The organism is Pontibacter kalidii (assembly GCF_026278245.1).
Taxonomy (GTDB): domain Bacteria; phylum Bacteroidota; class Bacteroidia; order Cytophagales; family Hymenobacteraceae; genus Pontibacter; species Pontibacter kalidii.
Window position 1 is genome coordinate 2,784,685 of the sequence record NZ_CP111079.1, and the last position, 12,625, is coordinate 2,797,309.

The 12,625-nt window shown below is 46.3% G+C and carries 6 protein-coding genes and 3 tRNA genes; 3 read left to right on the forward strand and 6 right to left on the reverse strand.

Going from position 1 to position 12,625, the window contains the following annotated elements:
* Positions 1 to 125 precede the first annotated feature (125 nt).
* The 6 genes from OH144_RS11745 to OH144_RS11770 all read right to left on the reverse strand — a co-directional run bounded on the left by OH144_RS11745 (position 126) and on the right by OH144_RS11770 (position 9,683).
* On the reverse strand, positions 126 to 2,222 hold the full coding sequence (locus OH144_RS11745; RefSeq protein ID WP_266202433.1) for a glycoside hydrolase domain-containing protein: 2,097 nt from the start codon (positions 2,220 to 2,222) through the stop codon (positions 126 to 128).
* Positions 2,223 to 2,309: 87 nt separating this feature from the next.
* Entirely contained in the window at positions 2,310 to 3,962 is a 1,653-nt protein-coding gene (locus OH144_RS11750) for a RagB/SusD family nutrient uptake outer membrane protein (RefSeq protein ID WP_266202434.1), read from the reverse strand.
* 12 nt (positions 3,963 to 3,974) lie between these two features.
* The gene (locus OH144_RS11755) at positions 3,975 to 7,124 is read right to left on the reverse strand and encodes a SusC/RagA family TonB-linked outer membrane protein (RefSeq protein WP_266202435.1); all 3,150 of its coding nucleotides are present in this window, start codon (positions 7,122 to 7,124) and stop codon (positions 3,975 to 3,977) included.
* A 2,130-nt stretch (positions 7,125 to 9,254) separates the two neighbouring features.
* Positions 9,255 to 9,328: transfer RNA gene (locus OH144_RS11760), tRNA-Arg, on the reverse strand.
* 72 nt (positions 9,329 to 9,400) lie between these two features.
* A tRNA-Pro gene (locus tag OH144_RS11765) sits at positions 9,401 to 9,474 on the reverse strand.
* Positions 9,475 to 9,596: 122 nt separating this feature from the next.
* Positions 9,597 to 9,683 (reverse strand) — tRNA-Ser (locus OH144_RS11770).
* Between the two features lie 339 nt (positions 9,684 to 10,022).
* On the opposite strand from OH144_RS11770, the gene OH144_RS11775 reads away from it, so the two are divergent.
* The 3 genes from OH144_RS11775 (at position 10,023) to OH144_RS11785 (ending at position 12,617) form a co-directional block, all read left to right on the forward strand.
* Positions 10,023 to 10,994: a VWA domain-containing protein gene (locus OH144_RS11775; protein WP_266202436.1), complete on the forward strand. Its 972-nt coding sequence runs from the start codon at positions 10,023 to 10,025 to the stop codon at positions 10,992 to 10,994.
* Positions 10,991 to 11,926, forward strand: a complete 936-nt coding sequence (locus OH144_RS11780; RefSeq protein ID WP_266202437.1) for an aerotolerance protein — start codon at positions 10,991 to 10,993, stop codon at positions 11,924 to 11,926. The genes OH144_RS11775 and OH144_RS11780 overlap by 4 nt, the downstream gene beginning before the upstream one ends.
* Before the next feature lie 97 nt (positions 11,927 to 12,023).
* Positions 12,024 to 12,617 (forward strand): TetR/AcrR family transcriptional regulator, encoded by a 594-nt coding sequence (locus tag OH144_RS11785; protein ID WP_266202438.1) that lies wholly within the window; start codon positions 12,024 to 12,026, stop codon positions 12,615 to 12,617.
* The last annotated feature ends 8 nt before the right edge of the window (positions 12,618 to 12,625 follow it).

Consider the following 12,625-nt stretch of genomic DNA (forward strand, 5'->3'; position numbering starts at 1 on the left):
ATTAATTTGTCGTAATAGCCTTTTTTACTTATAGCCGATGCAATGCTTGCAAGCCACGCGTAGGCGATACGGACTTGTAATGGGTCTTAACTGGTTAATTTATTAAACTTCTCTATATTAAATTATTACTGTGGCTGTTGCAAACTGGAAACCCATTTGTTCGCAACTCCCCAGCTTTTCTCAGGCTCATCAGAAGCTATTATAATCAGCTTACCACCAGCCATAATCTCCTCATGTGTTAGCCAGTTCCGGTTCAGCTTTTTCCCATTTAAGGTTACCTGTTTGATGTAATAGTTTTCATCTGCGTAATTCTCTACCTGAATAGAAAAGCTTTCTCCATTGGCCCACTTTACCTCAGCTGATTCAAAGAGAGGCACATTTAGGTAATACACCGGCCAGCCGACGCAGGCAGGTTGTATACCTAAAGAAGTTAAAACAAACCAGGAGGACATAGCTCCAGCATCGTCGTCCATTGTTCTGAGGTAAGCCTGCGGCTGATTTTTGTAGATAACACCTATGTAGGACCCCACTCCCCGACTGTTGTCGTTAAAGTAATGCTGCACAACAGTATCTACAGCCAACCGATGCATCAAGGCCTGCGATTTCCAAGGTTCTGAAGTAGCATTGTATAGCAGTGGCACCTGAAGATCCGGCTCATTAGCACGGTTATGGTAATCTTTTCCAAAGAACTCGTCCAGTTGGTTTATAAAAGTTTGCTCGCCACCTGTCAGTTCTATCAACCCTTTTACATCGAAAGGAACAGACCACCTGTATTGCCAGATTGTGCCCTGGTACATCCCGCGTGCAGACATGCGGTTCACATCGTCCCGGGTTAAGTCTTTAAAGTCTTTCTCCCAATAGCTTTTATACTCCAAAGCCTTTTGCCTATACTTCTCGCTTAGCTTATCCTGATTCAGCTCCTTTAAAATCTGCGACAAAGCCCAGGCATCGTAGGAAGACTCTAATGCTTTATCAGGATGTGTATAATCCAGCTTGTCCACTTCCTGCATTAGAGAATCCAGAATGGATGGAAAATCGATTTTATACCCTTTACGATAGGCATCCAACAGCACTACGATGGCATGTTCTGTACGCACCGTGTTGGAAGGCTCATGTGCAGTAGCAAAGTCTTTTTTGCCATACGGATAAAGGTTGGCTATAGAGGAAGCTATGTCCTGGAACCTTTCCGGGTAAGCAAAGGATAGCAAGGGTAACTGTGTTTTGTAGTTGTCCCAGATGGCCCATCCGTTATAGACGGTGCTTTTGGAAGTTTGCAAAGAGCCATCAATAGCCCGATACGTACCATCTTCCTCCGAAACTACATATGGTGACTGTACTGCCCGGTAAAGCAAGGAATAAAAAAGCTTTTCTCTTTCAGGGTCCCCCTTTACCTGGATACGGCTCAATAGCTCGTTCCAGTCACTTATACTCTTTTGCTTTACCTGCTCAAAGGGCTCATGTTTTAGTGCAGCCTTGGCATGCGCTGCATCCACAGATGAGAAAGCTACCTCTGCATATACGTCCTGTTGATCCGGGGCAAACGAAGCTACCAGCTCATGTTCACTTATAGTAGCCCACTTTACCGGTTGCCTAAAGTGCATTGCATAGTAAATACGGTAGGTACCGACACTACAAGTAGTTTTTGCTTCTATCCAACCACTTAAAGTATTACCACTAACAGTGTGTTCTTCTGCCACAAAGCCTCCTACAAAAGCATGGCTTAAATCAATGTAAACGCCCTTTTTACCTACAGGTAACTGGTAATGATGTACACCACTGTTTTTGAAAACAGCAAACTCCGCTTTGATCTTGTTCTTAAAACCTACCTGGTAATAGCCCGGACCTGCTTTTTCCTCTGATTTGATCAAGGGTGTTGCATCCGGAACATCACCCAAGAATGGTTTAACCAGAATAATACCTCCGCTGCCCAGACAACCTACCCCTTCAAAACGGTTATGTGTGAAACCTAAAAATTCTTTGGCCAAATATTCATACCCTGTATGCGTAGCAGGGTATGTCTGGGGGCCTATACTCAACATACTGAAGGGGTAAGAAGCTGCCGGTGACAGTTGCCCATGATCGCCGGAAGAGCCTAGGAAAACATTTACTTTTTCCTCAGGTGCACCCTTGCCGGCTACCTGCATTTGTTTTTGCTGTGCAACATTGCCCTGTTGCTGGCAGCCACTCAGGATGACTATGAATAATAGAATTAATAATCGCATTAGGTTTATAAAAAGTTATAAATACCACAGGCAGCCTTATAGTATGGCTGCCTGTGGTAAATTGTGGTATAAATAGTTAAACTCTCATTACTTCGTACTTGCCAGGTAATCCAAATACTTTTGCGGCACAGGGAAATAGTTGTGAGTACCTTCTATGAAATTCGCATTCGTTAAATGAGTTCTCCTGGTTTTCTCCACCTCCAAATACGCATTGATTGTTTCCGCAGCCACTCCCCAGCGTACCAAATCAAAGAAACGATGCCCTTCCATAGCCAGCTCTAACCTGCGCTCCGTCCGAACGGCCTCACGGGCTGTGGCTTGGTTTGTCCAAGGGGTATTATATGTCTCGATTCTATAGTTGGCGGCTGGTGCTGTTTCTTGCAGGTTCATAACATACTGGCTGTCTTTAGCTCTTCCCCTTACCTGGTTCACCACAGCTCTTGCTCCTTCCAGGTCACCCAGCTCAACCAAAGCCTCTGCTTTCCATAGCAACAAGTCAGCATAGCGGATTATGTAATAATTCAGTGCGCTAATGTAAGGCCAGGTCTTGATCTGGTAAGGAGAGTTGGCGGACACAATTCGCTTTTTAGGCGCAAAAGGCCCATAGGTTGAAAGATCCCGTGCCCAGCTTGCCTCATACAACACGCCTAAGTCCAGATAAGGTATACCTGGTCTTCCTACTGTATGGTCCAACCGTGGATCTACAAAATCTGTTTCGGCAAGGTTCTTATTATCCAGTACCGGCACTCCGTTAGCGCTCGTTTTGTAGGCATTGACAAGGTTTTGAGACGGGCGGTGAAAGCCATACTGTGAATAGAAAGGGCCACCAGGTGCAGACAAACGATCACCTATACTTCCATTGTAATTATCTGGAGCCCCGTCGAGCACTGAATGCTGAACAGCAAATATTATCTCAGAGCTGTTATCGTTTTCAGGAAGGAAGACATCCCTGAAGTTAGGAAGTAGGCTGTACTTGTTACTATTGATAACTTCATTCGCGGCATCCAGGGCATTCTGCCATTGTCCCTGAAAGATGTAAGTCTTTGCCAGATAAGCTTTCGCCGTCATTTTGTTCGGGCGCCCCACCTCCTCCTGTTCATTGGGCAGCCTCTCATAGGCGTTGCTGAAATTTTCCTCTATTTTATCCCACAGCTGCTCAGAGGTATATTGGGTGTGAGACACAGCATAGTCCTTAACAGTTGCAGCTGTTTCGTCTATGTATGGTATGGTGTTGTATATTTTTTTAAGCTCAAAGTAATAATGTCCTCGAAGGAAGTACAGTTCACCCATCCGGTTCTCTTTTAGAGCCGCATCGTATTCCTGCGAACTCTGAAGCAGCCTCATAGCCTCGTTTGTTCTTTTCACCCCTTCATAAAGCGCCACCCATTTTCGCTCAATGTCAATAATGGTCGGGTTCGTATTGAATATTTCCATCAGGTGAATGTTATTCTGGTCCCCTGTACCACCACCTCCTTTATAGGCATCATCTGAAACCACGTCCCCAAAGCTCCAGTTGGAGGCAGGTGAATTGAAGGCACTGCTAGAGCCATCGTACTGGCCATTTAGCAAACTGTATGCTGCTATGATTGCCCTATCAACATTACCTGGGCTTGTCATTTCTGAAGGAGAAATTTCTCCATATGTCATTTCTTCAAGATAGTCGTCAGAGCAGGAAGAAGAAAATATGACAAGAGCAGTAAAAACTAATTTTGAAGTATTTGTAGTTTTAAAAAAATTCATACCGTTTTTAGTTTAAAGCGTGAAATTAACTCCTAATGTAAAAGTTCTAGATGGAGGGTAAATACCACGATCAACTCCAATATCTAAGTTGCGATTGCTGGAAGAATAATTTTGGAGGCCTATTTCAGGAGTCATACCACTGTAGTTGGTAATAGTGAACAAATTAGTTGCCTGCAAGTAAACCCTCAGGTTAATGCCACCAACTTTATCTTTAGGGACATTATAACCCAGCTGCATATTGTATAGCTTGAAATAGGAGCCGTTTTCAAGGTAATAAGAAGACGGCCTTATGTTATTGTTAGGATCATCCAACGAAACACGCGGCACTATGGCATCGGGGTTCTCCGGAGTCCAGGCATCCAGCACAGCAGTACTTTTGTTATAGGAGGCCTGGTTAAAGAACTCTGTCTTGTATTTGGTTAGATTGTAAATGTCGTTTCCTATACTGCCGTTAAACAACATGCTCAGGTCAAACCCTTTATAGTTCAAACTTACATTAAGGCCAAGTATCAGGTCAGGATGGGGGGACCCGATATAGGTACGGTCATCCCCATTAAGCTTACCATCTCCATTTACATCCCTGAACCTTAAATCACCTGGTCGCGCATTGGGCTGTATTCCATGGGAAGTTATTTCCTCCTCACTCTTAAAAATTCCGTCAGCCTCGTAACCGTAAAAGGCTCCAATCGGCTGTCCTACTGTACTCCTGGTTATCTCCTGGCCGAAGTTTATACTATGAAGAGAGGAGGCGGGTATTCCTAAATAAGAGATGCCGTTTAGCTCGGTCAGTTCGTTACGATACGTTGATGCATTCAGTCCTACTGTATAGGTTAACCCTCCTGCACTTCCAAGATAGTTTGCAGCAACATCTAACCCTATATTCTTCATCTGCCCCCCGTTAATCCATGTTCCATCGTTTGTTCCACCATAGGTCGGAGGAATCGGGGAGTATACCAGCACATCATTCGTTACCTTATGATAGAAGTCTGCAGTAAGCGCCAGCTTCTCGTTAAATAAGCCTAAGTCAAAGCCCGCGTTTGCCTGCTGGGTTACCTCCCAGGCCAGATCAGAGTTTGGAACCCTTGTCTGTATCAACCCTTTGTATACAGAGCCCTGAGAGCCATCTATGGCATAATCAGAGTACCTGGCGTTGTTGTAATAGCTATCCACTGTTGAATAAGATGGTACCTGTTGGTTACCTGTCTGTCCCCAGCTGGCACGTAGCATGAGAGAACTCACGATACCATCCTTCCCGAAAAAGTGCTCATCACTTACACGCCAACCTGCCGATACTGCCGGAAAAGTTCCCCATTTATTCTGGCTCAGGCGAGACGTTCCGTCTCTTCTGAGAGTAACACCCAGAAGGTACTTCTGATCAAAGTTATAATTGATCCTTCCAAAGTAAGAGAGCAGGGACCATTCATTTGCAGTTCCTGTATTTAGTTGATTATCCGCACCATAAGTGAGATAGCGGAAGTTTGGATCTTCGTATAGAAAATTCTGCCGGGAAGCAGAAAAACCTTCATAGTAGTATTCAATCGCCTCCTGACCTATCAAAGCATCTACATTGTGCTTACCAAAGCTTTTAAGATAGTTCAGCGTATTAGACCAGGTTAACTGATAGTTAAAGCTGTTATCGGTGCTTAGCGAGTTAACGTTATTTTGGGAGAGGATTTCATCATATTTAGGCGAGAATCCTCTGTAATTATAATTCTGAAAATCAATTCCTAAATTGGTCTTGAATGACAAATCCCCAAACTCTACTCCTGCAAACACGTTGCCTATGGCAGAGAGTCTTTTTCTAACATTATCTTTTGCCCGGTAGAGACTACCCAATGGGTTGCTGATATCATTTAAAGGATTACCCCCATAATTGCCATTGATGTCTTTTACAGGAACAATAGAAGGAAACTGGAAGGCATTGTACACGATGCTACCCAATGAACTGTTTGTACCCACACTGACATTACGGGTTAAGGAAGCTGAAAAATTTTCTCCTATCGTAACAATATCTTTGATTTTATAGCTGGAGTTAAAGCGGGCCGAGAATCTCTCAAATCCGGTGTGCTTAATAGTGCCTTCCTCATTAAAATAGCCAAGCGAAAGCGCATGATGGGTCTTATCATCTCCTTTTGATGCGGAAAGATTATAGGAATGCACTACCGCAGGCCTAAAAATTTCCTGTACCCAGTCTACATCAGCACTAGGTATCGTTTGCGCATCATCCAGCCATGCAGGTATGACTGCATTACCCGGGTTGTTTCCGTAAATATCGCTGCTAGGAGTACTTCCATCGTTCTTGGCTGCTTGCCAAAGCATATCTCCGTATTGCTGTGCTCCCAGCATGCGAGGTAGATTGAAAGCTTTCTGTACTCCTGTATATGCATCCAGGTTGATAACTGTACGGTCTGAGCTACCTTTTTTGGTAGTGATTACCACCACTCCGTTTGCTGCCCTTGACCCATAAATAGAGGCGGAAGCAGCATCCTTTAATACTTGTATAGTCTCTATATCTGTTGGATTGATGGCGTTCAACCCATTGGAAACAGGTACGCCATCTATAATGTAGAGAGGGTCATTATTGTTGATAGTTCCATATCCACGTACACGGATACTTACTCCTCCACCGGGGCTGTTATCACTCATTACCTGTACACCGGGTAGCCGACCATCCAGCATTTCCTCGACACTGGAAGTAGGAATGGAATTTATATCAGCAGGATCAATTTTAGAAACCGCTCCAGTAATCTCTCTTCTGTTCTGCGTCCCGTACCCGACTACAACCAATTCATCTAAGCTGGAAGCGTCCGGGACTAAAGAAATATTCAGCCTGGTTTGGTTTCCTACAGAAACCTCTTGCCGTTGATACCCAATGAAGGTAACAGCAAGCACGTCGGAACCAGCCGGCACAGAAAGCTCGAAATTTCCGTTCGTATCAGAAACTGTACCGACAGAAGTGCCCACTACCGCAATAGAAGCTCCCGGCAATGCTTCACCATTTTCGTCAGTTATTTTTCCTAATACAACTTTAGCCTGCTGCTGCACTACTTCTGATACTGTTATCTCAAAGAGATTTCCAGCATGAGCAGGCATGGCACCTAACATTGATACGGCACAAATACCATGAAGTATAGGCCTAAAAACATGTAATCTTACACTCATACTTAGATTGATTAACGTTTAGTGAATAACTTATTATTCTGTAAAGCACCAGCAACCTGCGCTGCAGTGTATGAAGGTAGTCTTAAAGCTAAAGCCTTTATCGTATTCGTTTGGTATCTTCTCTGATCAATGGAGACACCCGCTGGTTCATGCGAAAACCATTTGAAAGTATATGCTGAAATAATGCTCTTATCCCGTTACTTTAACTTGTGGCAAAGGTATTGTATCGATTTGATGAGGGAGATACGAAACTTATTAACAAATAGTTATCTAAGAATATATTATATTAAATAATCATTATTTTTCCGTAGCCACTACTTACTCAGTGTTTCTTCTAACTACATTGTATTTGTCATAAAAACGCCACAGATACAACAGACTTGATTACTTCTCTTTTTTGTTATTTAAGACGTAAGAAGATAAATATTGGGATCGAAGGCAGAATCCTTTGTAAGTCTATCATTAGAAGTAAAATGATAGCTCCATGTAAACTTTATCTTCCTAGCTCGAGGCTTTCCCTCACCTGTCGCATTCTGCTGCCCTATTTTACAGGCCAAGGCTTTACTGCCACTTGAACTGGCCCCACACCTATCCATGCGCCCGATTTGATGCCATTTAATGGCTACCACTTACCCTCTTTACAAGGGTGCTCTCCTATTTGCCAGAATAAAACTTTGATAGGTCATATCCTATTCAGGCTACTTATGCCATGCTAAAGTATTTTTACTTCTCTTTTAAAGCCTTCAAATATGTGGTGACAGAATAGGTGGCAAAATTTTGTATAACACCTGTTATCACCGATGATGATATATCACCAATACGCTATATACGCTGCAAACGTACGTCTTCAAACCCTTGAAGTAGTTAAGAACTCACTGAAGCCCGGCTCAAGGTATAACACAAACAAAAAAGTCTTGTAAGCTAATAACTTGCAGAGTTTTTTGATATTAGGGGGCTGATGAGGGGACGGACTACTGCTGGCCCTGAAACATCTTGCGGTGGTAGCAATTCACCTGAGTCAATGATGGCCACCAGGCCTTTTCCCCTAGTATCACGGCGCGAAATAAAAGTGCAGACGGGACTGAGCGAATAGTTCGGGAGCAAGTGCTTCTTTTACTTATTCCTCCTTTGCTGTAAGCCGCTCCCGGAGCCGCTGCATACCCTCCCCTACCTTCACATACAATATTTTAGCATTATGCTGCTTACTTCTCAGGTTTGTATGCCCCTGCGTCTTCAACACGCTCTCCATAGGCACCCCGTTAAGAAGCATAGCAGGCAGTATGGAGGTCATCTGCTTGGATCCCGCGCAGGCGGCTTGTTGCCAGCTCTGCCCGCCTACCGGCTACAGTGACACGCAGGCAGATCTGTACGGGCCTGTCTGGAGTTTTTCGGTTTCTTCACGTTGAAGAGGAGACTGAAAACGGTGCTTCTAACGGTGACATAAAAGGTTTAATAAAAGTAGCCTTGCAGTAAACCGCACTCAAGGCATACTTCTTCTGTATACCTTGCATATCAACGAGTCACATATATATCCAATGAGTCAATGGGGACTTTTGGGATACTCACCTGGCTACTTACCTAAAGTATTGGAAAAGGTGAAGAATTTAGGAGCCCCTCGAAAACAAAAAAGCCTGCAAACGAAGAGCTTGCAGGCTTTTTTCTGATTATGGCATTCCTACCAGCAGAGATGCAGGGATACGAACCCTAGTCCAGACAATCTCGACGAGCCTACCTAAACTTTAAAGGTTAAAATTAGTATGGTACTAATTGTGTAAAATCTATGCAAAGGTATTGGAACATCTCGTCCCATTTACGATTAATAAGGCTTTTCCTTCTGCGAGCAAGCTATTTCACAGTTGTACTTCCTATTTTCAAATGTAGAGTAACCAATTTTAGGCACAAACTACTCGCTCAATAATGGTAATGTAGCTAGTAAATCTTCTGGTGACCTTTGTCAATGGCATTAATGAGGAGTTTAGCTGCCATTCCAATTTTAGGATAAAGCTAATTGATACTTAGAATTGTGTCCCACTTTTCCTTTAGAACAGCAATATAAAACCTGTGTGCAAAATGTGTGCACATAAAAAAAAGCACCTATAAGTTTTACCTTATAAGTGCTTAATTTTCAGGTGATCCCGTTTGGATTCGAACCAAAGACCTACTGCTTAGAAGGCAGTTGCTCTATCCAGCTGAGCTACGAGACCAGCGTTTGTCAGGAGAGCGGTTGCTCTACCCTTTAAACAAAAAATTTCGGAATCTCTTCCGAAATTTTTTAGTCGGGGTGGCAGGATTCGAACCTACGACCTCCACATCCCAAATGTGGCGCGATACCGGGCTACGCTACACCCCGAACTATTTTTCGCTTTCGGACTATCCGGTGTTAAACCGTTTCATCTAATTGCGATGCAAAGGTAAGTGAAGATTTCAGATTTGCAAAAGCTTTTTTTAACTTTTTTCGTCGTCATCTTACAGCGGAGAAGGGGGGATTCGAACCCCCGGTACCGTTACCAGTACGGCAGTTTAGCAAACTGCTGGTTTAAGCCACTCACCCACCTCTCCGTGGAAATCCCTTACTGCTTAAGAGACTGCAAACATACTACATCGATCTGTACAACGCAATACCCTGCCGTAAAATTCCTTCCAAACATTTCACGCCACCCGCCCCACTGAAAGCTAACTCCTTGATACAGCAAAGCTTCTTATAGGTAAGAAACCCAAAAAAAATGTTCAACCCAGATTTATACTTGCGATAAAGCCCACCACGTTGGGAAAAGGAGCCATTCTATACTTGTTCATGCCTTGGTTTACCCTATGCCGGCACCTGCTACAGTCTGGTTGCGGTTTAGTATATTTGTGGCTGGCATGCGTGGTGCAGCGCCGCTTGCCTATTTATGTAACATGACCTGGTACCAAACCCTCACCTTACTGGAGATCCTGTTCGGCGCAACCTTCCTTGTGCTGTACGTAGGCTATCTGCTGCGCGTGCGCAGGGTGGCGCTTTTTTTTATGCAGCGGCCATACGGGGTTTGGTTTAAGTTCCTGCTGCGCCACCTCTACCTCATCCTGCTCATCATCGCCATACTTGGCCCCTCCTTCGGGGCTATGAAAAAAGAGATCCGGACCATTGGCAAAGACCTGTATGTTGCCGTAGACCTTTCCCAGTCCATGAACGCCACGGATATACAGCCCTCGCGGCTGGAGCAGGCAAAGCACATAACGAAGCGCCTCATCAGCCGCTTCAACTCCGACCGCATCGGCTTGATGGTCTTCTCCAACGAGGCCTATATCCAGAGCCCCCTCACCTTCGACCAGAACGCCCTGCTGCTGCATACCCAGACGCTTCGCACCGGCCTCCTCCCCCACTCCGGCACCGATTACGCCCCCGTGCTGCAACTGGCGCTCGACAAGCTCAGGCAAAAGTCCAACACTGCGGAGGAAGAGCAGAAAGCGCGGGTGCTGGTGCTGATAAGCGATGGCGAGGACTTTGGCGGTAACGTTAAGAAACTGGCGGAGCAACTGCGCGAGGAGAACATCCGGGTTTATACCTTGGGAATCGGCACCACCGACGGCAGCCGCATACCGGTGGCACAGGGTTTTAAAACAGACAGCGAGGGCAATGAGGTGATTTCCCGGCTAAATCCGGAGCCCTTGGTGCAGCTGGCGGAGCTGACCGGCGGAACATACTTTGAGGTGAACGGCCGGGTGAGCGAGGTGAGCAAGCTCATCAGCACCATCAATAAAATTGAGGGGGAGCTGCGAGAGAGTAAAACCATAGACGTTACGGCCAACAAGTACATTTATCCTCTGGCGCTAGCGCTGCTGCTGATCCTGCTCGATATCCTGATCACCGTTAAGCTAATTCGGATATGAAAACAATCGCCATGGCAGCCATACTTCTTGTCAGCCTGTTTAGCGGCGGCATATCCATCATTACGCGCATTAACCAGCATGCCGAAGAGGCGGCCATCGCCTATCAGCGCAAAGATTACATAGAGGCCATCGCCTCCTACAATTACCTGCTGGATGACCTGGAGGTGGATGATGACCTGCTGCGCCTGAACCTGGCCCACTCCTATTACCAGGCGGGGCTGCTGCCACAGGCCACTTCGGCTTACCAATACCTGGCAGACCACCCCACCCCGCACCTGCGTGCGCTAGCGCACCTGCAGCTGGGCAACATCCACACGAAGCAGAAGAAGTATAAACGGGCCCTCTCGCTCTACAAACTGGCCCTGGTGGCCGAGCCCGGCAACGACGCGGCCAGGTATAACTTTGAGCTCCTGAAAAAGTACCTGTTGCTGCACCCCGAGGCCGCTGAGGAACAGCAACAGGAGGCACCGGAGCAGGAAAATAATGCTGAGCAGGATCAACAGCAGCAGCCTGCAGAGGAGGACCTGGCGCCGCAGCCCCAGAAGAATCCCGACGAGCAGGGCGAGCAGCAGGAAATCGACCAGCCGGCGCCGGCCCAGAATGGCCAACAACAGCAAGCAGGGAGCAGCGAACAGCAGCTGAGCGATCAGGAGCGGGAGGAGATTGCCGGTGAAGCGGATGGTGACACAGAAGGGCTGCAACTCAATAACCCGTTCGATAAGAGCGGCCAGCAGCACAGGGGCAGCTCGGAGGAAGTATCGGAAGAGGACCAGCAGGCACAGATGCGTCGCGCCAGGCTGCGCCAGGCCAACATGAGCCCCGAGAAAGCCAGGCTCCTGCTCGATGCCATGCGCAACGCAGAACTGCAGTACATACAGCAGCTTCCCAAAAAACCGACCCGCCAGCCGGACCCCAGCAAGCCGGACTGGTAGGCGCTGAAGTACATACACCTTCTTTAATTTTTAATCCCATTTGCTTATCACAAACCAATCGGTTTATTTTACGTTTGCCAAAGTATAAGCAACACCCATGAGCAAGGCAGACCGGACACGGCAACTGATCATAGAGAAATCGGCCCACCTTTTTAACCAGAAAGGGTATGCCGGCACATCTATGCAGGATATCATGGGGGCTACCGGACTCACGAAAGGAGGGATTTACGGCCACTTCGACAGCAAAGAGGAGATCGCCCTGGAGGCATTTGAGCACGCGGCCGCCCACCTGATGCAGTTGCTGGGCGACAGCATTACGCCTCATACTTCTGCCACGAAAAAATTAGAGGCGCTTCTCGCTTTCTACAAAACCTACCTCTACGCCCCACCTATTCAGGGAGGTTGCCCCGTATTGAACACTTCGGTTGAGGCCGACGACACCAACCCACTCCTCCGGGCCAGTGTGGTGAGGGTGCTGAATAAACTACACAAGTCCGTGGCTAACATTGTGCGGCTGGGCTTAACTCAAGGTGAGTTCAAGGCAATTGCGGATGCGGAGCGTTTCGCCATCCTTTTTGTAAGTATGATTGAGGGCGGCGTGATGGTGTCGAAAGCCTACGGGGAGGCAAAGTACCTGCATACCGTGCTGCAACACCTGCAGCAGCTCATACAGCAGGAACTTAAAGTTTAATTTTTTTA

Coding starts and splice junctions, on each gene's coding strand:
- OH144_RS11745 (WP_266202433.1), bottom strand. CDS start 2,222: ATGCGATTATTAATTCTATTATTCATAGTCATCCTGAGTGGCTGCCAG.
- OH144_RS11750 (WP_266202434.1), bottom strand. CDS start 3,962: ATGAATTTTTTTAAAACTACAAATACTTCAAAATTAGTTTTTACTGCT.
- OH144_RS11755 (WP_266202435.1), bottom strand. CDS start 7,124: ATGAGTGTAAGATTACATGTTTTTAGGCCTATACTTCATGGTATTTGT.
- OH144_RS11775 (WP_266202436.1), top strand. CDS start 10,023: ATGACCTGGTACCAAACCCTCACCTTACTGGAGATCCTGTTCGGCGCA.
- OH144_RS11780 (WP_266202437.1), top strand. CDS start 10,991: ATGAAAACAATCGCCATGGCAGCCATACTTCTTGTCAGCCTGTTTAGC.
- OH144_RS11785 (WP_266202438.1), top strand. CDS start 12,024: ATGAGCAAGGCAGACCGGACACGGCAACTGATCATAGAGAAATCGGCC.